Genomic DNA, 21,935 nt, shown 5'->3' on the forward strand with positions numbered 1-21,935 from the left:
TTTTCAGTTCCGCCGGCCTGCACGCCGGCTACGGTAAGTGTCGAGCACCACGGCGATGACGATCACCGCCCCGGTGATGATGCGTTTGGTGGGTTCCGATGCGCCGATCTGCGCAAGCCCTGCGGCCAGCACCGAGATGATCAGCACGCCAAAGAAGGTACTGATCACCGAGCCGCGCCCGCCCATCAGGCTGGTGCCACCGATTACCACGGCGGCGATCACCTGCAGCTCCAGGCCCGACCCGGCGTTGGGGTCGGCGGCTTCCAGGCGCGAGATCTGGAACAGCGCTGCCAGGCCGGCGAGCAGGCCCATCAGGGCGAACACCAGCACTTTGTAGGGGCGCGGGTCGATGCCGGCCAAGCGCACGGCCTCTTCATTGGTGCCGATACCGATCAGGTAGCGGCCGAACACTGTGCGGGTCAGCACCAGGTGCGCCAGCACGATCACCAGCAAGGCGATGATAAAGGCCGGCGAGATGCCGAACGCGACCGGTTCGGAGAACCAGGCGTAGGCGTCGCCGATATAGGCGGTACGCGAGTCGGTGAACTGATAGGCCAGGCCGCGCGCCATCTCCAGTACGCCGAGCGAGACAATGAACGAGGGGATGCGCCAGGCCACGGTGACACCACCGGTGATGCTGCCAGCCAGGGCGGCCACGGCCATGCCGAGCAGCGCCGAGGGCAGCACGCCCCAGCCCCAGCCGAGAATGGCCACGCTGACCGTGGAGGCCGCCAGCGCCAGCACCGAACCGACCGACAGGTCGATGCCGCCGATGATCAGCACGAAGGTCATGCCGACCGCGAGCACCATCAGGTCGGGGATCTGGTTGGCCAGGGTGCTGAAGGTGGCGTACGACCAGAAGTGGCTGCTGAGAAACGAGAACAGCACGATCATCGCCAATAAGGCGCCGGCCAGGCCCAGGTAGGTGCCCAGGCCGAAATACGTGCCAGTGCGGCGCACGGGGGCGGCGCTTTGGCTGTCGAGAGGGGTGGTTTTCATGCATCCATCCTGGGCGCTGCGTCATGCAGCAGTGCGTCACGTTTCTGATAGCCGGCAAAAGCGGCGGCAAGTAGCTGGTCCTGGCTCCAGTGGTCACGCTCGAACGTGTCGATCAGGCGGCCTGCCGACAGCACGGCAATGCGGTCGCAGATCAGCATCAGCTCGCGCAGGTCGCTGGACACCACCACCAGGGCCTTGCCCTGGCGCGCCAGTTCAGCCAGCAGGCCGTAGATGTCGAATTTGGCGCCGACGTCGATGCCACGGGTCGGCTCGTCAAACAGCAGCACCTGGCAATCACGCTCCAGCCAGCGGCCGATCACCACCTTCTGCTGGTTGCCGCCCGACAATTCACCCACGGCCTGGTGCGGGCCGGCGCTGCGGATGCGCATGGCCTGGATCTGGCGCTCGGCCAGGGCCCTTTCTGCCGCGCCGTCGAGCACACCGGCACGCGATACCGCGCCAAGGTTGCCCAAGGCGATATTGGCGCTGATCGACTGGGTCAACAGCAGGCCTTCGCCTTTGCGGTCTTCGGTAATCAGGGCGATGCCGGCTTTTACCGCCGCCTTGGGTGAGTCGATCGTCACGGCCTGTGGCGGCTGGCCCAGCGCGATGCTGCCGCTGTCGGCGCGGTCGGCACCGTAGATCAGGCGCAGCAGCTCGGTGCGGCCGGCGCCGATCAGGCCGGAGATACCGAAGATCTCCCCTGCCCTGACCTGGAATGACACGTCGCGCACCTTGTCGCCGCGGCTGAGCCGATCGACCTGCAGCAAGGGCGCGCCAATCTCGCGGCGGCCCAGATCGATGTGTTCGCCCAGCTCGCGGCCGACCATCAGGTTGACCAACTCGGTGCTGCTGTAGCGCTGGATCGGTTCGTCGCACACCAGCTTGCCGTCGCGCAGCACCACAATCCGCTGCGCCACGCGCTGCAGTTCTTCAAGGCGATGGGAGATATAGACGATGGCCACGCCGCGCTGGCGCAGGCGCTCGATCTGGGTGAACAACAGCTCCACCTCGCGGGCGGTTAGCATGGCAGTGGGTTCGTCGAAGATCAGCACGTGGCAATCGCCGATCAGGTTGCGGGCAATCTCGACCATCTGCTGATGGCCGATGCCCAGCTCGCCGACTGGCGTGTCCGGGTCGATGGCGTCCAGGCCGACCTGGGCCATGGCCGCCGTGGCCAGTTGGCGCAGGCGCTTGTGGCTGATCCAGCCGAAGCGGCTAGGTAGGTTGTCGAGGAACAGGTTTTCGGCCACGGTCAACGTCGCCAGCAGGTTGAGCTCCTGCATGACCATGCGCACACCGAGGCGCTCGGCCTCGCTGCGGCTGCCGGGTGCGTAGGCCTGACCGCGGTAGGTCATGTGCCCGGTGGTGGGCACTTCCAGGCCACTGATGAGCTTGGACAAGGTGCTCTTGCCGGCGCCGTTCTCGCCCGTCAGGGCCAGCACTTCACCGGCCCGCAGGCTCAGGCAGACATCACCAAGCACGGGCTGGGCGTAGGTCTTGCCCAGCCCGCTGGCGGCGAGCACCACTTGATTTGCCGTAGCAGGCATGGCCCTCTCTCCTGGCGGGTATCAGGGCTGGGTGATGAGTTCGACCGGGGTCTGGATGACGTTGTCGGCATCCACACCCGGCTTCTCGCCGTTGATCATCTTCAGCGCCGCCTGGATACCGAACACCGCCTGCTGGCTGGCGGCCTGGTCGAGGGTGGCGAGCACGCGGCCGTCCTTGAGCATTGGCTTGATGGCATTGATGTTGTCGTAACCGACCACTTGTACCTTGCCGGCCTTGCCTGCCGCACGCACCGCCGACACTGCGCCCAGGGCCATGCTGTCGTTGCCGGCCAGCAGAGCCTTGAGCTCGGGGTATTCGTTGAGCATGGCGGCGGCGACGGCGTTGCCTTTGTCGATTTCCCAGTTGCCGGATTGCACCGCGACGATCTTCATCTGCGCAGCGTCCATGGCATCTTTGAAGCCTGCCGTGCGCTGCTGGGCGTTGGTGGTGGTCGACACGCCTTCGATGATGCCAACTTGGTCACCGGCCTTGAGCTTTTGCTGGGCCAGGTAGTCACCGACCATGCGTGCGCCCTTGCGGTTGTCGGGGCCGACGAAGGGCACGCTGATGCCTTTGCTCTTGAGCAACTCAGGGTCGAGGCGGTTGTCGATGTTGATCACCACCACGCCTTTGTCCATGGCTTTTTTAACCGCAGAAACCAGGGCCTTGGAGTCCGCTGGCGCAATCACCAGCGCCTTGACCCCCGAGTTGACCATGTTCTCGACGATGCGGATCTGCTCGCCGGTGTCGGTTTCGTTCTTGATGCCGTTGGCGACCAGCTCGAAATCATTGGCGTGGGCTTTTTGATAATCCTTGGCGCCGTCTTCCATGGTGCGGAAGAATTCGTTGGCCAGGGACTTCATCACCAGGGCGACTTTGGGCTTTTCTTCGGCATGGGCCGCAGACAGCGGCAGGGCCAGGGAAAGGGTGGAGACGACAGCGAGGGCCAGCAGACGACCGGGGAACGGCAGTTTCATGGACGATGACTCCGAATCTTGTGTTTTTTATCGGATCGCAAACGTTTGCGTTGACTCACTATGGAAACAGGACCTGGTTTTGTCAAATCCGTTTGGCTGGCTGGGCCTGAGTCACGCCTGGGGCAGAGTATCCGGAATTTATCCGAAAAACCGAACAGGTTTTCCTATGCTTGTTCGGGATCCCGAATTAAACCTGATGTTTGTAGGAGCGGCCTTGCGTCGCGAAAGGGCCGCATAGCGGCCCCGGGATATCTGCAGCGACGCATAAATCCGGGGGCCGCCTTGCGGTCCTTTCGCGACGCAAGGCCGCTCCTACCACGAGCCACATCTGGGCTGGTACGAAACATGCCTGGCGTTAGTTGCACTTCAGCAATCGCCTCATTAGGAAGAGAGAACAATAACTATGAATGCTGCACTTAAAACCTTTGCCCCCAGCGCACTCGCTCTGCTGCTGATCCTGCCGGCCACGGCTTCGGCCAAGGAAGCCGAAACCCAACAGAAACTGGCCAACGTGGTCATCCTCGCCACCGGCGGCACCATTGCCGGCGCGGGCGCCAGCGCGGCCAACAGCGCCACCTACCAGGCCGCCAAGCTTGGCGTCGACAAGCTGATCGCCGGCGTGCCGGAGCTGGCAGACCTGGCCAATGTGCGCGGCGAACAGGTGATGCAGATCGCCTCCGAGAGCATCACCAACGAAGACCTGCTGAAACTGGGCAAACGCGTCGCCGAACTGGCCGAGAGCAACGACGTCGACGGCATCGTCATCACCCACGGCACCGACACCCTGGAAGAGACCGCCTACTTCCTCAACCTGGTAGAGAAGACCGACAAGCCCATCGTGGTGGTCGGCTCGATGCGCCCCGGTACCGCCATGTCGGCAGACGGCATGCTCAACCTGTACAACGCCGTGGCCGTGGCCAGCGACAAGCAGTCGCGCGGCAAAGGCGTACTGGTGACCATGAACGATGAAATCCAGTCCGGCCGCGATGTCAGCAAGTCGGTCAACATCAAGACCGAAGCGTTCAAGAGCGCCTGGGGCCCGATGGGCATGGTGGTGGAAGGCAAATCCTACTGGTTCCGCCTGCCGGCCAAGCGCCACACGGTCAATTCGGAATTCGACATCAAGCAGATCAGCAGCCTGCCTGCCGTCGACATCGCCTACGGCTACGGCAACGTGACCGACACCGCCTACAAGGCGCTGGCGCAGAACGGCGCCAAGGCGATCATCCATGCCGGCACCGGCAATGGCTCGGTGTCGTCGCGGGTAGTGCCGGCGCTGCAAGAGCTGCGCAAGAACGGCGTGCAGATCATCCGTTCGTCCCACGTCAACCAAGGCGGTTTCGTGCTGCGTAACGCCGAGCAGCCTGACGACAAGAACGACTGGGTCGTGGCCCACGACCTCAACCCGCAAAAAGCCCGCATCCTGGCCATGGTGGCAATGACCAAGACCCAGGACAGCAAAGAGCTGCAGCGTATCTTCTGGGAATACTGAGTGCTGTAGCAGCAAGGCCGGTGCGCTGCCTGCGCCGGCCCTTCCCTTCAGCCAAGCCTACGGCGCAACGCGCTTGAGCTCATTCAGCAAGCCCATCAGTTGCTCCAGCTTGTCTTCGCCGAACTGCTGCTGGATCTTGCGGTAGTTGGCCTCCATACCCTCGCGCATCGACTCGAAGCAGGCCTCGCCACGCTCGGTCAGGCTCACGAACATGCGCCGCTGGTCCTGGGCGGCCTTTTGCCGGCGCACCAGGCCGTCGCGTTCAAGCCGGCTCAATACACCGGTCATGCTCGGCTTGAGAATGCAAGCCAGGTGCGCAAGCTGGTAGCTTTCCAGCTCGCCCTGCTGGCTGAGGATACGGATGACTCGCCACTGTTGTTCGGTCAGGTCATGTTCGTTGAGCAACGGCCTGAAAAATGCCATCGCAGCCTCCCTGGCCTGCAGCAGGCTCAGCGTCAGCGAGGGTTGAGTCTTGGTCATGTTGGCGCCTGTAATAGGAGTACAGCGGGCAAGATTAGGGGCATAGACGAAAAGGGACAAGGCACCTGGAAAGTGCAATCTGTTCCATGGAAAACCCATTCAAGGCCAAGGGGCAAGCTGCGACCATCCGGATCAAACACTCACAACCCGATCCGGGCGTACCGACGTGGCCATATCACTGCAACTGGGCTTGCCGCTGGCGGTATTCGCCGGGCGTGAGCTTGGCGTAACGGTTGAAGAACCGGCTGAAATAGGCCGGGTCCTTGAAGCCCAGCTGGTAGCAGATTTCGTTTGCCGTGCTGCCGGAAAACAACAGCAGGCGCTTGGCCTCCTGCATCAGCCGCTCAAGCACCAGGCGTTTGGACGGCAAGTCGGCAATGCGTCGGCACACATCGTTAAGGCGTGCTTCGGTCACGCCGATCTGTTGTGCGTATTGCGCCAGCGGCCAATGCTCAAGGTAGTGCGCCTCGATCAGCGCATTGAAGCGGTGGAAGATTTTCAGGTCTTCATGCCGGGCCGGCGTCGACTCCAGCGAGTTGGGGCACAGCCGCAGCAAGCTGACCATGATCAGCCGGGTCAGCGACTGCAGCGCCGCCTCCCGCCCCGGGTGGGGGCTGGCAAACTCATCGCTGAGCGCATCCAGCCAGCGCTCCAGCCGGCGCGCTTCGGCCGTGTACGCGGCCGGCACGTTGCCCAGGGCAACGCAGGCAGGCTGCACCTGCACCCCCGCCGGCAGCAGGCTGGCGTCCGCTTCGATCAATTGCCAGACCAGCTGCTGACGCACCGTCAGCACATGGCCGTCGCTGTCTGCCTCAGTGACGAAGGCGTGCGCCACCGTCGGCGGCGTCAGGAAAAACATCGGCCCCGACTCGATGTACTGCTGATCGTCCAGGTACACCCGCACCGTGCCGGACTTCACGTAATGCACCTGGAAAAACCGGTCGTGACGGTGCACGGGCATGTTGCGCCCGAAGAACCCGGCAAGGTTGCCCAGCCGGTCGTAATGCACCTCGCTGTCACTGTAGCGCTGGTCGTAGACCTGGCCGATGTTGATGTTCGGAATCGGATGCCGATCGCTCATGCCTGCTTACCCGCAAATCGCTTGACCGTGTTGACGTTCACCCATGGTGCCCCGGCTGCCCAGCAGATACCACTGACGGATGTGTTGACCTTCGTTAACATATTAACTATAACATTAACACGTTAACAATCTCGGCAGAGCGACCACCGCCCTGCACCGCCTGGAGAAAAGCATGAGCCATGCCCTGCATGACGTTGCGACCGGCACCCTGTTCGGCGTTGCGCTGAACTACCAGGGTCTGCTGCAGCAGCACGAAGCGGCGTTTCACGAAGCGCCCTACAAACAACCGCCCGTCAAGCCGGTGCTGTTCATCAAGACGCCCAACACCCGCAATCACCATGAGGGCAATGTGCTGTACCCGGCCGGTGTCGAACGCCTGCAACCGGGCCCTGCGCTGGGCGTGGTAATTGGCAAGGACGCCAGCCGGGTCAGCGCCGAAGACGCGCTGGGCTATGTGGCGGGCTATACCATCGTCAACGAAATCAGCCTGCCTGAAACCAGCTACTACCGCCCTGCGGTCAAGGCCAAGTGCCGCGATGGCTTCTGCCCGGTCGGCCCCGAGCTGGTGCCTGCGGCCCAGGTCGCCAACCCGGACGCCCTCGGCCTGCGCCTGTGGGTCAACGGTGAACTGCGCCAGCACAACACCACCGCCAACTGCGTGCGCACAGTGGCCCAGTTGATCGCCGAGCTCAGCGAATTCATGACCCTGCATGCAGGCGACATCCTGATCACCGGCACCCCCGAAGGCCGCGTCGATGTGCAGCCAGGCGATCGCGTCGAGGTCGAGATCGACGGCCTGGGCAAGCTCACCAACCACATCGTCGCCGAATGAGGACTCACCCTGTGAAACACGCCCGTATCCAGTTCGACGGCCAAGCCCACACCGTCACCGTCGAAGACGAGCACCTGCGCCTGGCCGACGGCCGCCTGGTGCATGAAGACCAGGTGACCTGGTTGCCGCCGGCCACCGGCAGCATGTTCGCCCTTGGCCTGAACTACGCCGACCACGCTGCCGAGCTTGCCTTCTCGCCGCCCACCGAGCCATTGGCGTTCATCAAGTCGCCCGGCACCTACACCGGCCACAAGCAGGTCACCTGGCGCCCGGACAACGTCGCCTACATGCACTACGAGTGCGAGTTGGTCGCGGTCATCGGTAAAGCGGCGAAGAACGTCAAGCGCGAGGACGCCCTGGGCTACGTTGCCGGCTACACCGTTTGCAACGACTACGCCATCCGCGACTACCTGGAGAACTACTACCGCCCCAACCTGCGGGTGAAGAACCGCGACGCCACCACCCCGGTCGGCCCGTGGATCGTCGACGCCGCCGACGTGCCGGATGTAAGCAACCTGAAACTGCGCACCTGGATCAACGGCGAGCTGAAGCAGGAAGGCAGCACCTCGGACATGATCTTCGACATCCCCTACCTGATCGAATACTTCTCCAGCTTCATGACCCTGCAACCTGGCGACATGATCGCCACCGGCACCCCAGAGGGCCTGGCCGACGTGGTGCCGGGCGATGAAGTGGTGGTGGAGGTAGAAGGCGTCGGCCGCCTGGTCAACCGTATCGTCAGCGAAGCTGACTTCTTCAAGAACAACAAGGCATCAGCAGCATGATCAAGCACTGGATCAACGGCCGTGAGGTCGAGAGCAAAGACACCTTCGTCAACTACAACCCGGCCACCGGCGATGCCATCTGCGAAGTCGCCAGCGGCGGTGCCGAGGAAGTGGCCCAGGCGGTTGCTGCGGCCAAGGAAGCCTTCCCCAAATGGGCCAACACCCCAGCCAAGGAACGCGCCCGCCTGATGCGCAGGCTGGGTGAGCTGATCGAGCAGAACGTGCCGAAACTGGCCGAGCTGGAAACCCTCGATACCGGCCTGCCGATCCACCAGACCAAGAACGTGCTGATCCCGCGTGCCTCGCACAACTTCGACTTCTTCGCCGAAGTGTGCACGCGCATGGACGGCCACAGCTACCCGGTCGACGACCAGATGCTCAACTACACCCTGTACCAGCCGGTGGGTGTCTGCGCCCTGGTGTCGCCGTGGAACGTGCCGTTCATGACCGCCACCTGGAAGACCGCGCCGTGCCTGGCGCTGGGCAATACCGCGGTGCTGAAGATGAGCGAACTGTCGCCGCTGACCGCCAACGAACTCGGCCGCCTGGCCGTTGAAGCCGGCATCCCCAACGGCGTGCTCAACGTGATCCAGGGCTATGGCGCCACTGCCGGCGATGCGCTGGTGCGTCACCCGGACGTGCGGGCGATTTCGTTCACCGGCGGCACCGCCACCGGCAAGAAGATCATGCAGACCGCAGGCCTGAAGAAGTACTCGATGGAGCTGGGCGGCAAGTCGCCGGTGCTGATCTTCGAGGATGCCGACCTAGAGCGCGCCCTGGACGCGGCCCTGTTCACCATCTTCTCGCTGAACGGCGAACGCTGCACCGCCGGCAGCCGCATCTTCATCCAGGAAAGCGTGTACCCGCAGTTCGTGGCCGAGTTCGCTGCCCGCGCCAAGCGCCTGATCGTCGGTGACCCGACCGACCCGAAAACCCAAGTCGGCTCGATGATCACCCAGCAGCACTACGACAAGGTCACCGGCTACATCCGCATCGGTATCGAGGAAGGTGCACGCCTGGTCGCAGGCGGCCTGGAACGCCCGGCCAACCTGCCAGCGCACCTGGCCAAGGGGCAGTTCATCCAGCCGACCGTGTTCGCCGACGTGAACAACAGCATGCGCATAGCCCAGGAAGAAATCTTCGGCCCGGTGGTGTGCCTGATCCCGTTCAAGGACGAGGCCCAAGCGCTGCAGCTGGCCAACGACACCGAGTACGGCCTGGCCTCCTACATCTGGACCCAGGACATCGGCAAGGCCCACCGCCTGGCGCGCGGCATCGAAGCCGGCATGGTGTTCATCAACAGCCAGAACGTACGTGACCTGCGCCAACCGTTCGGTGGCGTGAAAGGCTCCGGCACCGGTCGCGAAGGCGGGCAATACAGCTTCGAAGTGTTCGCCGAGATCAAGAACGTGTGCATTTCCATGGGCAGCCACCACATCCCGCGCTGGGGCGTGTGATCATCCTCCTGCAGCGCCGAGCAAACCCGCCCCGGCGCTGCGGGACTTACAAGAATAAGGAGTCTGATCATGGGTAAAGTGGCGCTCGCAGCCAAAATCACTCACGTGCCCAGCATGTACCTGTCCGAGCTGCCTGGCCCGCGTCAGGGCTTTCGGCAAGCCGCCATCGACGGGCACTACGAGATCAGCCGACGCTGCCGTGAGCTGGGGGTCGACACGATTGTGGTGTTCGACACCCACTGGCTGGTCAATGCCAACTACCACATCCTCTGTGGTGAGCACTTCAAGGGGGTCTACACCTCCAACGAACTGCCGCACTTCATCAGCAACATGGCGTACGAGTTCCCGGGCAACAAGGACCTGGGGCTGATCCTGGCCGAAGCGTGCAACCGCTTCAACGTCGAGACCATGGCCCACCACGCCACCACCCTGGGCCCGGAGTACGGCACCCTGGTACCGATGCGCTACATGAACCAGGACCAGCACTTCAAGGTGGTCTCGGTCTCGGCGCTGTGCACCTCCCACTACCTGGCCGACAGTGCCCGCCTCGGCTGGGCCATGCGCAAGGCCGTGGAAGACCACTACGACGGCACCGTGGCCTTCCTGGCCAGCGGTTCGCTGTCCCACCGCTTCGCGCAGAACGGCCAGGCGCCGGACTTCGCCACCAAGGTGTGGAGCCCATTCCTGGAAACCCTGGACCACCGCGTGGTGAAGATGTGGGAAAACGCCGAATGGGAGGACTTCTGCGGCATGCTCCCCGAATACGCTGCCAAGGGCCACGGCGAAGGGTTCATGCATGACACCGCGATGCTGCTCGGTGCATTGGGCTGGTCGAAGTACGACGGCAAGGCGGACGTGGTAACGCCCTACTTCGGCTCGTCGGGCACCGGCCAGATCAACGCGATCTTCCCTGTCACGCCTCAGGATGGTTCGGCCATTCCCGCCGCACAGGCCGCCAACCCGGCCGCTGTGCTTTCCACCAGCCGCCTGTGACCCCGCTGCCTGGCCGCCCTGCCCGGCGGCCAGGCATTTCTGCCCTGAGGATGCCCTTCATGCCACACCTGGTTCTGCTCTACACCCCCGACCTGGAAGCCGACGCCGACATCCCGGCCCTGTGCCGCGCCCTGGCCGACACCATGCTTGAACAGCGCGATGCCGCCGGCAAGGCGGTATTCCCCACCGGCGGTACGCGCGTGCTGGCCTACCCCGCCGCCCACTGCGCGGTGGCCGATGGCAACGGCGACTATGGCTTCCTGTACGCCAACCTGCGGATGGGCAGCGGCCGCGCTGCCGAGGTTCACAAAACGGTGGGCGACAGCCTGCTGCAAGTGCTCAAACAACGCCTGGACAGGCTGCTGCAGCAACGCCCGATCGGCATCACCGTGCAGATCGACGAGAGCACCGCGCAGGTCTACGACGCCAAGCACAGCACCCTGCACCCGCTGTTCAACAGGCCGGCCTGAAGCCACCGCCAGCCCCTCTCAACGTCTCCTCCACTACAAGTACAAGAATATGAGCACACTGGAGCACGCCTCGCGCAGCACGGCGCAAGCCACACTCATCGACAGTACACACCGGGCCATCACCTGGCGGCTGATGCCGCTGCTGCTGGTGTGTTACCTGTTCGCCCACCTGGACCGCATCAACATCGGCTTCGCCAAGATGCAGATGAGCCAGGACCTGCACCTGTCCGACACGGTCTACGGGCTGGGCGCCGGGCTGTTTTTCATTGCCTACGCGCTGTTCGCCGTGCCCAGCAACCTGATGCTCGAACGCTTCGGCCCACGGCGCTGGATCGCCAGCCTGATGGTGGTGTGGGGCGCGCTGTCGACCTGCATGCTGCTGATCGAGAGCAGCAGCGCGTTCTACCTGCTGCGCTTCGCCCTGGGCGCGGCCGAAGCCGGGTTCTTCCCAGGCATTCTAGTGTACCTCAACCGTTGGTACCCGGCCGGCCGCCGGGCGCAGATCACCGCGCTGTTCGCCATCGCCGTGCCGCTGGCGGGGGTGGTCGGCGGGCCGCTGTCTGGCGGTATTCTGGCGTTCATGCATGACGCTGCGGGCCTGCGTGGCTGGCAGTGGATGTTCCTGCTCGAAGGCGCACCGGTCATCCTGCTTGGCCTGGTGGTGCTGGCCACCCTGCCGGAACGCTTCGAGCAGGTGAGCTGGCTCGACGCGCAGCAAAAAGCCGCCCTGCGCGCCCAGTTCGGCCAGGAAGAACAGCGCAAGCCGGTTACCTCGTTCGCCGGCATCCTCGCCAGCCCTGCGCTGTGGTTGCTAGTGGCGGTGTACAGCGCGGTGATGCTGGCGGTGAACACCCTGGCATTCTGGATGCCCAGCCTGATCCACACCGCCGGCATCGCCAGCGACGCCAGTGTCGGCCTGCTCAGCGCCGTGCCGTACCTGGCCGGCTGCGTATTCATGCTGGCCTGCGGGCGCTCGTCCGACCGCCACCGCGAGCGCCGCTGGCACTTGTCCATCCCGCTGTTGATGGCCGCTGCCGGTATCGCGATCGCCGCCCTTGCGCCCTCTCAGCCGCTGCCGGTATTGGCCGGCCTGGTACTGGCAGGCATGGGTGCGAGCGCCGCCCTGCCGATGTTCTGGCAACTGCCACCGGCGTTTCTCAATGACCGCACCCAGGCGGCTGGTATTGCCCTGATCAGCTCGCTGGGCAGCATCGCCTCGTTCGCTACACCGTACTTCATCGGCTGGGTCCGCGACACCACGCAAAGCGCCAGCCTTGCGCTGTATGTGCTCGCCACTTTCATCACCCTCGGCGGCCTGCTGGTGCTGCGCACCCGCGCCGCCATCGTCAACCCTTGAACGCAGAGACTCTGACCATGCTTGATAACGCTTTTATCCAACAGGCGGCCGAGCGCCTCGACCAGGCCGAGCGCACGCGCGAACAGGTGCGCCAGTTCTCGCTCGACCAACCCGCTATCACTATCGAAGATGCCTACGCCATCCAGCGCGCCTGGGTCGCCAAGAAGATCGCGGCCGGGCGCAAGCTGGTCGGCCACAAGATCGGCCTGACCTCACGCGCCATGCAGGTGTCGTCGAACATCACCGAGCCTGACTACGGCGCCCTGCTGGACGACATGCTGTTCGATGAAGGCACCGACATCCCCTTCGAGCGGTTCATCGTGCCGCGCGTCGAAGTGGAGCTGGCCTTCATTCTCGGCAAGCCGCTCAAGGGCCCGAATGTCACGGTGTTCGATGTACTGGACGCCACCGAGTGGGTGATCCCTGCGCTTGAGATCATCGACGCCCGTATCCAGCAGGTCGACCCGCAGACCCAGGCCACACGCAAGGTGTTCGACACCATTTCCGACAACGCCGCCAATGCGGGCGTGGTAATGGGCGGGCGCGCCGTGCGCCCCACCGAGATCGACCTGCGCAAGGTGCCGGCCGTGCTGTACCGCAACGGCGTGATCGAGGAGTCCGGGGTCAGCGCTGCGGTGCTCAATCACCCGGCCAAGGGCGTCGCCTGGCTGGCCAACAAGCTGGCCGCGTATGACGTCACGCTGCAACCGGGGCAGATCATCCTGGGTGGCTCCTTCACGCGCCCGGTGGCCGCACGGCCGGGCGACACCTTCCACGTCGACTACGACCTGCTCGGCTCGATTGCCTGCCGTTTCGTCTGAGGACTTGCCCATGGACATGCCCGTCAACCGTTTCAAACAACGCCTGCGCAGTGGCGAGGCGCAGATCGGCCTGTGGCTCGGCCTGGCCGATGCATACTGCGCGGAGCTTGCCGCCAACGCCGGTTTCGACTGGCTGTTGATCGACGGTGAGCACGCACCCAACGACCTGCGCGGCATGCTCGCCCAGTTGCAGGCGGTGGCGCCTTACGCCAGCCAGGCGGTGATCCGCCCGGTGATTGGCGATACCGCGCTGATCAAGCAAGTGCTGGATATCGGCGCACAGACTTTGCTGGTGCCAATGGTGGAAAGCGCCGCGCAGGCGCGCCAGCTGGTGCAGGCCATGCATTACCCGCCCAAGGGCATACGCGGCGTGGGCAGCGCGCTGGCGCGGGCATCACGCTGGAACAGCATCCCCGGCTACCTCGACCAGGCTGATGCGCAAATGTGTTTGCTGGTGCAGATCGAGAACAAGGAAGGGCTGGCCAACCTGGATGAGATCGTGGCGGTCGAGGGTGTCGATGGCGTATTCATCGGCCCGGCCGACCTGAGCGCCGCCATGGGCCATCGGGGTAACCCTGGGCATCCTGAAGTGCAAGCGGCCATCGAGGGCGCGATCGTGCGTATCGGCCAGGCGGGCAAGGCGGCGGGGATTCTCAGCGCGGATCAGACGCTGGCACGGCGCTATATTGCGTTGGGCGCGGCGTTTGTGGCGGTGGGGGTGGATACCACGGTACTGATGCGTGGGCTCACGGCGTTGGCGGGGGCGTTCAAGGGGGGGGCGGCTGCGGTCGGTGATGGGGGCGGCGTTTACTGACAACCTTTGGGGGCGCTTTGCGCCCCTTTCGCGACGCAAGGCCGCTCCTACAGGCACAGCGCATGGCTCTGACGGTAGGAGCGGCCTTGCGTCGCGAACGGGGCCGCAACGCGGCCCCAGTTTGCAATGCCCTACCCCTGGATGATCGCCCTCAACACCGTCTTGAAGGTGTCCATCTGCTCATCGCTGAACTGCCCAAACACCTTGTCCTGTTGCTCCCTGGCAATGGTCCAGAGCATCTCGGTCTCGTCCACACCTTTGACCGAAAGCCGCACACGGCCCTCCTCATCAGCAATCAACCCCTTGCGTTTGAGGTTGGCGACCGCTTCCTCGATTTCCCGGGCCGGCATAGCCACTTCACGCTGCAGGTCGTTCAGGCCTAGCCCGGCATCGTTCTCCAGCACCATCAGCATCCGCGCTTCGCTGGTACGCAGGCCGGTGCTCAGTTGGCGTGGCTGATAGTCACTCTGGTAAGCCCGCAACGCCTGGGTCATCAGGTAGTACAGGTTGTGCTGCAGGCGGCCCTGGAAGTGGCTGCTCGGCGCCTGGCCCTCGGCACGCTGGGTCATGCGGGTATGGGGCAGCACCATCGAGTAGGCCCCTTGGTGGTACAGCAACGGTGAGCGGCCGAAGTCATCGAACGCCACCACCTTGCCGATCAGTATCCAGTGGTCACCACCGTCCAGTTGCTGAAACTTCTCACACTGAAAACGCGCCGAGCAGTCGGCCAGCAGCGGTGCGCCGCCCGCCCCTTGCTCGCATTCGACACCGGCAAAACGGTCGTCCCTGGGCCGTGCGAAGTTGTTGGAAAGCTCGATCTGGTCCGCCGCCAGAATGTTCACGGCAAAGTGCGACGCTTGCACGAACACCTCGTGGCTGGTGGAGCGTTTGTCGATGCTCCACAAGATCAACGCCGGCTCCAGCGATACCGAGTTGAAGCTGTTGGCGGTGACGCCGACCGTGCGCCCGTCGGGGGCTGCGGCGGTGACAACGGTCACGCCGGTGGCGAAGTTGCCCAGCGCGCGGCGGAAGGCACGGCTATCGAAGCCAGTGGCAGTTGCGGTTTCATTGGACATGCAAGACTCCCGGGCAGACCAAGACCTGCCCTGTTCGTTGTTGTATTTGTAAGGGGGATCGGCCAGCCGGCGGCTCAGACCATCGCCGGGTCAGGCTCCAGGCCCATCAGCTCGCGGCCGAGGATTTGCGCGCACACGTCGTAATCGGTGTAGGCATGGGCACCGGTCAGGTGCGCATCGCGGAACAGGCGCTGCATCTCGTTGCTTTCGAACCAGGCGCCGCCACCGGCAGCTTCCATCAGCCGGTCTACCGCCTGGATGCACATCTTCACGGCATAGCCCTGGTTGGTGCGCCAGAACGCCAGGGTGGTGCGGGTCGGGTATTGGTGGCGCTCGCTGTGTTCGGCGATCTCTTCCCAGCTTTTTTCCAGCAGGGCCCGTGCGGCGGCGACTTGATGCGTGGACTCGGCCAGGCGCATGAGTGCCGGCGTTGCCGCGCCCACCGCAGCACCGGTGTAGGCGCGCACGCGGTTGCGGGTTTTCTCGCGGAACACCGCCAGCATGCGCTCGGCGACACCGAGGCTGACGGTGGAGAAACCACTGGCAAAATAGGGGCGGTACGGGGCGAAGAAGATCTTGCTGTCCGGGTACAGGCCAAAGCCTGCCGACTTGCCCTCCATCATGTCCTTGGCCTTCTGGATGCGGTGTTCCGGCACGAAGGCGTCACGCACGATCAAGGTCTTGCTGCCGCTGCCACGCATGCCGACGGCATACCAATCATCACGGATCTCATAATCGCTGCGCGGCAGAATGGCGAAGCAGTAGTCCTGGGTGCCCTCTGCATTCTGCCGGCGGAACCCCATGATCGCCCACTCGGCATGGTCGCAACCCGAACTCCAGCCCATTTCACCGCTGAAGGTCACGCCGCCTTCGACCTCTTCGGTACGGCCAAAGGGCGCGATGCTGCTGCTGGCCGTTGCATCCGGGTTGGCTTGCCACACCTCCTGCTGCAGCTTGGGCGAGAACATCGCCATCTGGTGGCTGTGGGTGCACAGCAGGCTCATGGCCCAGGCGGTGCTGGCGCAGGCGCCTGCCAGCGTGGCGATGCACTGGGCAAACTGCGGCAGCGAAATCTCCATGCCGCCGTAATGCTTTGGCAAGAAGGCGCGGTGCATGCCGATGCTTTTGAGCAGCGCGATATTCTCTGCCGGGACACTGCGATCTTGCTCCGCGCGCACAGCATTGGCGGCAATCGTCGGCAAGATCGACGTGAGGTCTTCCAGCAGGGAGTTTGGCTTTTTCATGAACGGTCTCTTGTTATTGGATAGTCGACAGCGGCTGCGCCAAGCCCGTCGTTGCGGGCGTTTGGGTGCGAAGGAACAGCCGGGAAGTCTGCAATGACACGTTCAGTATGTGAGGTAAGGCCAAACCTCGGAATGCACGTTACGGCGGGAAAATTGTACTTTCCATGGCGCCGTCAGCCCGTGAATCGAGGCCGTTGGCGTATCACGGTCTGATCTTTTTCATCTCGTTGAGCAGTTGCATCAGTTGCTCGAGTTTTGCCTCGCCGAACTGGCTGAGGATCCTGTCGTAGTTGCGGGCCATTTCTTCGCTCATGGCCAGAAACGCCTGCTGCCCCTTGTCGGTCAGCGTGATGAACACACGCCGCTGGTCTTCCGGCGACTTTCGCCGGGCAACCACCCCGTCGCGTTCGAGCCGCTTGAGCACGCCGCTCATGCTGGGCTTGAGGATGCAGGCAAGCTCGGCAAGCTGATGGCTTTCCAGCTCGCCTTGCTGGCGCAGAATGCGAATGACCCGCCATTGCTGTTCGGTCAGGTCATGGGCATTCAATGCCGGTCGAAAGAACGCCATCGTGGCTTCACGCGCCTGTAGCAGGGTCAGGGTCAAAGAGGGTCTTGGTGTGGTCATGCGTGCCCGAGCATCATGGAAAGTGGCGAGCAGGCCAGTATGCCATCGCGGGCTCATTAATACATTAACCAATCTGCCGATGACGGGCCCGTACACCGCGCTGGCAGGCTGGTTACACTCGGGGGGCAGGCAAGGACAAGACCCCCGGCGATAGCCAGGCGTTCAATGGCCGCATGTGCCAGTGCGCTTGCGAAACAGCCCTATCACAACTCCCATTCGGCAGGCTGCGTCATGATCACCCTCGAAAGCCCGACCTATTACGGCGCGACCAAAAAGTACAATCTGAACTACCCCACTTTGGAACATGACATCGAGGCGGATGTGGTGGTCATCGGTGGTGGGTTTTCCGGCATCAACACGGCGCTGGAACTGGCCGAAAAAGGTGTGACCAACATCGTCGTGCTCGAAGCCCGCTACCTGGGTTTCGGCGGCACCGGGCGCAACGGCGGGCAGATCATGGCGGGCATCGGCCATGACCTGGAGAAGATCAGAAGCAGTGTCGGCGACCAGGGCCTGCAGGAAATCTTCGCGCTCAGCGAACTGGGCGCCGGCATCATCAAGGCGCGCATCGCCCGCTACGCCATCGACGCCGACTTCTGCCATGGTTACGGCTACATGGGCTTCAATCGCCGCCAGGCGAACACCCTGCGCGCGTGGGAAAAGCAGTTCAAGGCCATCAATTCGCAAGACGAAATCCGCTACCTGGAAGGCTCGGACGTGCGCCAGATCATCGGCAGCGACGCCTACAGCAGTGCCCTGCTGCACATGGGCGGTGGCCACGTGCATTCGCTCAACCTGCTGCTTGGCGAGGCCCAGGCCCTGGTCGGCCACGGTGCGCGCATTTTCGAGCACAGCCCGGCGCTCGAAGTGACCTACGGCGAGCGTATCAAGGTGCGCACCGGCCGCGGCTCGGTACGTGCAAGCAAACTGCTGTGGGCGTGCGACAGCTTTCTCAACAAGCTGGAGCCGGAGCTGCACGCGCGCACCGTCAACACCTATGCCTTCCAGATGATGACCGAGCCGCTGCCGGATCAACTGATCGCGCGCATCAGCCCGATCCGTGGCGCCTACAGCGATATCCGCCCGGTGATCGACTACTACCGCGTCACCCGCGAGAACCGCCTGCTTTTCGGCGCCGCCACCTCCTGCATCGAGCACATCCCACTGGACCTCAAGGCGTGGAACCGCGCCCTGATGCTGAAGATTTTCCCGTACCTCAAGGACGTGCGCATCGACCTGGCCTGGGGCGGCCCGATGGCCACCAGCGCCAACTTGTTCCCCCAGATCGGTACGCTGAGCAATCGCCCCAACGCGTTCTATGTCCAGGGCTATTCGGGTTTCGGCGTCACCCCCAGCCACATCATTTGCAAACTCCTCGCTGAAGGCATGCACGAAGGGTCGGCACGCTATGAGCTGGTCAGCTCGGTGAAGCATGCGCGGATCTTCGGCAAGGACCATTTCCGCCCGCTACTGCTTACCGCCGGCAAAGCCGTGCACCAGCTTTCGGGCTATTTCAACGGCCGCCGCTGAACCTTTGCTTTCATTACTGAAGCACCGTCATGACCCTCACCGCCACCCGGCAGGGCGTACAATGGGCGGTGAGCTGAGGCCTACATGACCATGGCCTGTGCGCGGAAGTCCTTGGGCGATTGCTCGAACTGCTTCTTGAACGAGCGGCTGAAATGCGCCGAGTCGGTAAAGCCCCACTTGTAGGCAATCGAGGTAATCGACTCGCGCTTGAAGAATGGGTTGGCCAGGTCGTCCGCGCTGCGCTTCAAGCGCGCTCGCTGGATGTAGCGGCAGACGCTGTCGCCCTCCTCCTCGAACAACCGGTACAGGTGGCGAACCGAAATATTCAGCCGGCCCGCCAGGTTGGCCGGTGTCAGCCCCGGCTGCGACAGGGACTCATCAATCACCTGCTGCACGTAGCTGCGCAGGTTGCCACCACTGAGCGGCCCCAGGTTGCAAGCGCCGTCGCCATTACGCTCGAAGCCCGGGTCGAGCAGCGCAATGAATGCAGTCTGCAGCGCATCGCCTTGTGCACCATCACCGCTGACATGGTCGTCCTTGCACAGTTGGTCCATCAGCACATGCAGCATGCGCCCACAGGCATTGGTCGAGGAGATCTTGCCAAACATTGCCCCCGCGCCTTGTACATGCTTGCGCACCTGCTCGCGGGAAAGGGCCAGCGACACATGTTCGATCAAGCCGTTGGGGGTGATTTCGCAACGCCCGACCGAATCCATCAGCAACAATTCACCCGGCGCCAGGCTGACGCTCATGCCGCCTTGCGCCACCGTCGAATGCCCCATGCGCTGGCTGACCAGGAAGCAATGCTGGTCATCGTCAAGGGTCGGGTTTTCGCCCAGCCGGCGGATGTTGCCGGCGTTAGTGCGCAGGTTGGCCAGCGGCAGGCCCGCACGGGAAAACGTGGAGACTTCGCCGATGAACAAGGAATGGTTGGAGGCCAGCGCTGTCTCGAAACGGCCGCAGATCTGCTGCATGGCCGTGGTCCAGCTTTCCAGCCCCTGACGATTGGGTTGTTGAGTGTGCATGGATGCCCTCGACGCAGAATTTGTTGTTATGCGGCCATTGTTAACATGTTATCAATGGCCGCACAACTGTGATCTCTCGTCTGAAACAGGAGCAAGGCACGTGCCAGAAAAAGGTCAGAGGCGGGGTAGCGACTCCCCGAACAGGGCGAGGCAAGCCACCAGGTGCGCCCGTTGCGGCGGGCTGATCTGGATGTAGCGCCGGAACGCCGGCATGCGGTTGACCACTTCGCTGCCGCCCATGTGCTCCAGCGTCAGCCACCAGTGGCCATCGCGGCATTCCAGGGCCAGGCGCTTGAAATCCAGCGGCATGAGCGCGGCGGTCAGTTGTGCATTGCTCAGCAGCAGGTCACGTGCCTGGATGAAGCGCGCCTTGTCACCGCCGCGGTACACGCAGGCCAGGCCCGTACGGCGGATTGCACCCGCGTGACGCAATTCAAGCTTCACCTCGCCCCCTTGCAGGGCAGGCAGGCACAGCTGGAATTCGCAGGTCACCACGTGCATCAGCAAGTGCGCCTCGACGCACTCGCGCACCTCGGCACGCCAGCCTTGGGCGGGGTTGTCGAGCACCGCGCAGGCGGGTTCCAGCAGGCGCATCTGTACCTGCCCCAGGTTACGCGACAACAGCCCCAGCGTGGCCCCTGGCCGGTAACCGGCTGGGGCACGCGGCGCCAGCAGGCGCTCACGCAAATGTCTGATCATGCTGCATATGCTCCACTGCATGGCCCGGCTCTGCCGCGAATTCTTGCGCCAGCACATCCTCGACCCGCGCCGGCTTGAACGGGTTGACCTTCTGTACGCACAGCGTCCAGAACAGCGCATAGGTCGCGGTGCCGGCCAGCATGATGGCGAACGGCACGTAGATATCGGCCGGGTTCATGCCCGGTGGGGTGATGAATGCCATGCCGATGACGATGCCGCTGCTGGAGAGGATCTGCGGCAGCGGGAACAACGGCGAGCGGTAGGCACGTGGCAGGTCCGGGCGGCGGATGCGCAGGATCACCACCGACAACGTCACCAGCAGGTAAGCGGTGCTCCAGGCACACACCGCCGCCAGTACCAGGTGCAGGATGTTGTCCGGGTTGCCCCCCAGGTACCAGGCGTGCAGGCACGGAATCAAGGCAACCACCAGAATGCACAGCAAAGGCGTCTTGAAGCGCGGATGCAGGTAGCTGAAAGCCTTGGGCAGTGCACCATCCACCGCCATGCCGTAGAGGATGCGCGGCACCCCGGCCATCAAGGTGTTGATGGTGGCAGCGCCGGCAAACAGAAAGCCGATACCCAGCCACACCGGGCCGATATCGCCCATCACCTGCTCGGCGAAACGCGGGATGGCCATGGGCGTGTCGAGCAGGTGCACACCGCTGGCGGCATCGAGCACGACGTTTTCCACCTGGCGCTTCATCGCCGCGCCGTAGATGAACATGCAGCTGGCCACGCCAAACAAGCCCAACGCCATGGCCCGCGGCAACACCCAGGCCGAACGGCGCAGCTCCGGCGCCAGCGGGGTGACGAACTCACACCCGACGAACATGAACATGGCCATACCGATCAGCGAGAGGATGGTCATCAGGTCGGTGCCGACCAGCGAAGCGCCGAACGGCCCTTCCAGCTCAACCGCCGGCGCAGCGATCAGGCCGAGCACGCCAAACACCATCAGCGTGGTCCACATGCCGAAGGTCAGGATCACCTCGGCGCGGCTGAAGGCACTGACGCCAAAGGCATTGAGCACCGCGAACGCCAACACGAAGAACACGCCGAGCAGCCACGAGCCACCTGCGGATTCGGCCAGGGTATTGAGGTGCTCGAAGTTCACCAGGGCCATGACACCAGACAGAATGGTCTCGGCGGTACCGGCGAACACGTGCACGATCAGGTAGGCCGACAAGGTGCCGGTGATGGCGAAGAACCGGCCCATGCCGCAGTTGATGTAGTCGTACACCGACCCTGTGGTCGGCAGTATCGCCGCCGCCTCGGCGAAGGTGGTCGACTGCGCCAGCATCATCAATGCCGCGATGACCATGGCCATGGCGAAAGCACTGCCGCCAATGCCAAAGCCCATGGTTGCGGTGAGGATCACCGGGCTGGCCATGATCAGCCCGACGGTGCTGGCCAGCGCCGTGGGGAACCCGACAGTGCCCCGGTTGAGATGCTCGGTGAGCTTATTGTTGAGTGACATCGTTATGCCCCAGCTTGTTTTTGTGGCGTTGAACGCGGCAAGCGAACCTGCACGCACGGCTGTTGTTTGCCTCCCTGCGCCGCCACTGTGCGCCGCAGCTGGCAGGGCGTCTTGCCCATGGCTGCCGTCGCCCTTGTTGCTGCCTGCCAA

At 63.7% G+C, this 21,935-nt stretch carries 21 protein-coding genes; 10 read left to right on the plus strand and 11 right to left on the minus strand.

Features of this window, described 5'->3' with window-relative positions; all coding sequences use genetic code 11:
- Positions 1–3: 3 nt before the first annotated feature.
- Genes DJ563_RS11385 through DJ563_RS11395 form a run of 3 tightly spaced genes read right to left on the minus strand, consistent with a single transcriptional unit; the run spans position 4 to position 3,527 of the window.
- Positions 4–999, minus strand: coding sequence for an ABC transporter permease (locus DJ563_RS11385; protein ID WP_274099158.1), 996 nt, complete (start codon positions 997–999; stop codon positions 4–6).
- The gene (locus DJ563_RS11390; RefSeq protein ID WP_274099157.1) at positions 996–2,549 is read right to left on the minus strand and encodes a sugar ABC transporter ATP-binding protein; all 1,554 of its coding nucleotides are present in this window, start codon (positions 2,547–2,549) and stop codon (positions 996–998) included. The genes DJ563_RS11385 and DJ563_RS11390 overlap by 4 nt, the downstream gene beginning before the upstream one ends.
- Positions 2,550–2,570: 21 nt before the next feature.
- Positions 2,571–3,527, minus strand: a complete 957-nt coding sequence (locus DJ563_RS11395; RefSeq protein ID WP_274099156.1) for a sugar ABC transporter substrate-binding protein — start codon at positions 3,525–3,527, stop codon at positions 2,571–2,573.
- Positions 3,528–3,930: 403 nt separating this feature from the next.
- Between DJ563_RS11395 and DJ563_RS11400 the strand changes: the two genes are divergently transcribed.
- A complete protein-coding gene (locus DJ563_RS11400; protein WP_434519546.1) occupies positions 3,931–5,019 on the plus strand; it encodes an asparaginase in 1,089 nt (362 codons plus the stop codon).
- Positions 5,020–5,076: 57 nt separating this feature from the next.
- Here DJ563_RS11400 and hpaR (DJ563_RS11405) read toward each other — a convergent pair whose 3' ends face one another.
- Both hpaR (DJ563_RS11405) and hpaA read right to left on the minus strand, forming a co-directional pair.
- Positions 5,077–5,499, minus strand: coding sequence for a homoprotocatechuate degradation operon regulator HpaR (hpaR, locus tag DJ563_RS11405; protein WP_033696931.1), 423 nt, complete (start codon positions 5,497–5,499; stop codon positions 5,077–5,079).
- Between the two features lie 175 nt (positions 5,500–5,674).
- Positions 5,675–6,580 carry a 4-hydroxyphenylacetate catabolism regulatory protein HpaA gene (hpaA, locus tag DJ563_RS11410; protein WP_186659824.1) on the minus strand — a complete coding sequence of 302 codons (906 nt, stop codon included), beginning with the start codon at positions 6,578–6,580 and terminating at the stop codon, positions 5,675–5,677.
- A 172-nt stretch (positions 6,581–6,752) separates the two neighbouring features.
- Between hpaA and DJ563_RS11415 the strand changes: the two genes are divergently transcribed.
- From DJ563_RS11415 to hpaI, 8 genes are all read left to right on the plus strand, one after another.
- The gene (locus DJ563_RS11415; protein ID WP_274099154.1) at positions 6,753–7,412 is read left to right on the plus strand and encodes a fumarylacetoacetate hydrolase family protein; all 660 of its coding nucleotides are present in this window, start codon (positions 6,753–6,755) and stop codon (positions 7,410–7,412) included.
- An 11-nt stretch (positions 7,413–7,423) separates the two neighbouring features.
- Positions 7,424–8,197 carry a fumarylacetoacetate hydrolase family protein gene (locus DJ563_RS11420; protein ID WP_033696925.1) on the plus strand — a complete coding sequence of 258 codons (774 nt, stop codon included), beginning with the start codon at positions 7,424–7,426 and terminating at the stop codon, positions 8,195–8,197.
- Positions 8,194–9,654 (plus strand): 5-carboxymethyl-2-hydroxymuconate semialdehyde dehydrogenase, encoded by a 1,461-nt coding sequence (hpaE, locus tag DJ563_RS11425; protein ID WP_434519547.1) that lies wholly within the window; start codon positions 8,194–8,196, stop codon positions 9,652–9,654. Before DJ563_RS11420 ends, hpaE begins: the two co-directional genes overlap by 4 nt.
- A 69-nt stretch (positions 9,655–9,723) precedes the next feature.
- Positions 9,724–10,647 (plus strand): 3,4-dihydroxyphenylacetate 2,3-dioxygenase, encoded by a 924-nt coding sequence (hpaD, locus tag DJ563_RS11430; RefSeq protein WP_033696920.1) that lies wholly within the window; start codon positions 9,724–9,726, stop codon positions 10,645–10,647.
- Between the two features lie 59 nt (positions 10,648–10,706).
- Entirely contained in the window at positions 10,707–11,117 is a 411-nt protein-coding gene (locus DJ563_RS11435; RefSeq protein WP_274099152.1) for a 5-carboxymethyl-2-hydroxymuconate isomerase, read from the plus strand.
- 49 nt (positions 11,118–11,166) lie between these two features.
- The gene (locus tag DJ563_RS11440; protein ID WP_274099151.1) at positions 11,167–12,474 is read left to right on the plus strand and encodes an MFS transporter; all 1,308 of its coding nucleotides are present in this window, start codon (positions 11,167–11,169) and stop codon (positions 12,472–12,474) included.
- A gap of 17 nt (positions 12,475–12,491) precedes the next feature.
- Positions 12,492–13,295, plus strand: a complete 804-nt coding sequence (hpaH, locus tag DJ563_RS11445; protein ID WP_274099150.1) for a 2-oxo-hept-4-ene-1,7-dioate hydratase — start codon at positions 12,492–12,494, stop codon at positions 13,293–13,295.
- A 10-nt stretch (positions 13,296–13,305) separates the two neighbouring features.
- Positions 13,306–14,109 (plus strand): 4-hydroxy-2-oxoheptanedioate aldolase, encoded by an 804-nt coding sequence (gene hpaI / locus DJ563_RS11450; protein WP_434519548.1) that lies wholly within the window; start codon positions 13,306–13,308, stop codon positions 14,107–14,109.
- 131 nt (positions 14,110–14,240) lie between these two features.
- Here hpaI and DJ563_RS11455 read toward each other — a convergent pair whose 3' ends face one another.
- The 3 genes from DJ563_RS11455 to hpaR (DJ563_RS11465) all read right to left on the minus strand — a co-directional run bounded on the left by DJ563_RS11455 (position 14,241) and on the right by hpaR (DJ563_RS11465) (position 17,054).
- Positions 14,241–15,185 carry a p-hydroxyphenylacetate 3-hydroxylase reductase component gene (locus tag DJ563_RS11455; protein WP_434519549.1) on the minus strand — a complete coding sequence of 315 codons (945 nt, stop codon included), beginning with the start codon at positions 15,183–15,185 and terminating at the stop codon, positions 14,241–14,243.
- A 74-nt stretch (positions 15,186–15,259) separates the two neighbouring features.
- Positions 15,260–16,429: a p-hydroxyphenylacetate 3-hydroxylase oxygenase component gene (locus tag DJ563_RS11460; protein WP_274100106.1), complete on the minus strand. Its 1,170-nt coding sequence runs from the start codon at positions 16,427–16,429 to the stop codon at positions 15,260–15,262.
- Positions 16,430–16,631: 202 nt separating this feature from the next.
- Positions 16,632–17,054: a homoprotocatechuate degradation operon regulator HpaR gene (gene hpaR / locus DJ563_RS11465; protein ID WP_186659845.1), complete on the minus strand. Its 423-nt coding sequence runs from the start codon at positions 17,052–17,054 to the stop codon at positions 16,632–16,634.
- A gap of 231 nt (positions 17,055–17,285) precedes the next feature.
- Here hpaR (DJ563_RS11465) and DJ563_RS11470 point away from each other — a divergent pair, with 231 nt between their 5' ends.
- The gene (locus DJ563_RS11470; protein WP_047581948.1) at positions 17,286–18,584 is read left to right on the plus strand and encodes an NAD(P)/FAD-dependent oxidoreductase; all 1,299 of its coding nucleotides are present in this window, start codon (positions 17,286–17,288) and stop codon (positions 18,582–18,584) included.
- An 80-nt stretch (positions 18,585–18,664) separates the two neighbouring features.
- Here the strand turns inward: DJ563_RS11470 and feaR are convergent, their stop codons facing one another.
- From feaR to DJ563_RS11485, 3 genes are all read right to left on the minus strand, one after another.
- Complete coding sequence (gene feaR / locus DJ563_RS11475; RefSeq protein WP_434519550.1) at positions 18,665–19,609, minus strand: transcriptional regulator FeaR; 945 nt, start codon at positions 19,607–19,609, stop codon at positions 18,665–18,667.
- Between the two features lie 114 nt (positions 19,610–19,723).
- Positions 19,724–20,308 (minus strand): DUF3156 family protein, encoded by a 585-nt coding sequence (locus tag DJ563_RS11480; protein WP_434519551.1) that lies wholly within the window; start codon positions 20,306–20,308, stop codon positions 19,724–19,726.
- Positions 20,289–21,785: an APC family permease gene (locus DJ563_RS11485; protein ID WP_434519552.1), complete on the minus strand. Its 1,497-nt coding sequence runs from the start codon at positions 21,783–21,785 to the stop codon at positions 20,289–20,291. The genes DJ563_RS11480 and DJ563_RS11485 overlap by 20 nt, the downstream gene beginning before the upstream one ends.
- Positions 21,786–21,935: the final 150 nt, after the last annotated feature.

It is taken from the genome of Pseudomonas sp. NFX1 (assembly GCF_051123555.1).
Taxonomy (GTDB): Bacteria; Pseudomonadota; Gammaproteobacteria; order Pseudomonadales; family Pseudomonadaceae; genus Aquipseudomonas; species Aquipseudomonas capeferrum.

What these genes read in the sequence shown, in the direction of transcription:
- DJ563_RS11385 (WP_274099158.1), bottom strand. Translation starts at nt 999, where the DNA reads ATGAAAACCACCCCTCTCGACAGCCAAAGCGCCGCCCCCGTGCGCCGC.
- DJ563_RS11390 (WP_274099157.1), bottom strand. Translation starts at nt 2,549, where the DNA reads ATGCCTGCTACGGCAAATCAAGTGGTGCTCGCCGCCAGCGGGCTGGGC.
- DJ563_RS11395 (WP_274099156.1), bottom strand. Translation starts at nt 3,527, where the DNA reads ATGAAACTGCCGTTCCCCGGTCGTCTGCTGGCCCTCGCTGTCGTCTCC.
- DJ563_RS11400 (WP_434519546.1), top strand. Translation starts at nt 3,931, where the DNA reads ATGAATGCTGCACTTAAAACCTTTGCCCCCAGCGCACTCGCTCTGCTG.
- hpaR (WP_033696931.1), bottom strand. Translation starts at nt 5,499, where the DNA reads ATGACCAAGACTCAACCCTCGCTGACGCTGAGCCTGCTGCAGGCCAGG.
- hpaA (WP_186659824.1), bottom strand. Translation starts at nt 6,580, where the DNA reads ATGAGCGATCGGCATCCGATTCCGAACATCAACATCGGCCAGGTCTAC.
- DJ563_RS11415 (WP_274099154.1), top strand. Translation starts at nt 6,753, where the DNA reads ATGAGCCATGCCCTGCATGACGTTGCGACCGGCACCCTGTTCGGCGTT.
- hpaE (WP_434519547.1), top strand. Translation starts at nt 8,194, where the DNA reads ATGATCAAGCACTGGATCAACGGCCGTGAGGTCGAGAGCAAAGACACC.
- hpaD (WP_033696920.1), top strand. Translation starts at nt 9,724, where the DNA reads ATGGGTAAAGTGGCGCTCGCAGCCAAAATCACTCACGTGCCCAGCATG.
- DJ563_RS11435 (WP_274099152.1), top strand. Translation starts at nt 10,707, where the DNA reads ATGCCACACCTGGTTCTGCTCTACACCCCCGACCTGGAAGCCGACGCC.
- DJ563_RS11440 (WP_274099151.1), top strand. Translation starts at nt 11,167, where the DNA reads ATGAGCACACTGGAGCACGCCTCGCGCAGCACGGCGCAAGCCACACTC.
- hpaH (WP_274099150.1), top strand. Translation starts at nt 12,492, where the DNA reads ATGCTTGATAACGCTTTTATCCAACAGGCGGCCGAGCGCCTCGACCAG.
- hpaI (WP_434519548.1), top strand. Translation starts at nt 13,306, where the DNA reads ATGGACATGCCCGTCAACCGTTTCAAACAACGCCTGCGCAGTGGCGAG.
- DJ563_RS11455 (WP_434519549.1), bottom strand. Translation starts at nt 15,185, where the DNA reads ATGTCCAATGAAACCGCAACTGCCACTGGCTTCGATAGCCGTGCCTTC.
- DJ563_RS11460 (WP_274100106.1), bottom strand. Translation starts at nt 16,429, where the DNA reads ATGAAAAAGCCAAACTCCCTGCTGGAAGACCTCACGTCGATCTTGCCG.
- hpaR (WP_186659845.1), bottom strand. Translation starts at nt 17,054, where the DNA reads ATGACCACACCAAGACCCTCTTTGACCCTGACCCTGCTACAGGCGCGT.
- DJ563_RS11470 (WP_047581948.1), top strand. Translation starts at nt 17,286, where the DNA reads ATGATCACCCTCGAAAGCCCGACCTATTACGGCGCGACCAAAAAGTAC.
- feaR (WP_434519550.1), bottom strand. Translation starts at nt 19,609, where the DNA reads ATGCACACTCAACAACCCAATCGTCAGGGGCTGGAAAGCTGGACCACG.
- DJ563_RS11480 (WP_434519551.1), bottom strand. Translation starts at nt 20,308, where the DNA reads ATGATCAGACATTTGCGTGAGCGCCTGCTGGCGCCGCGTGCCCCAGCC.
- DJ563_RS11485 (WP_434519552.1), bottom strand. Translation starts at nt 21,785, where the DNA reads ATGTCACTCAACAATAAGCTCACCGAGCATCTCAACCGGGGCACTGTC.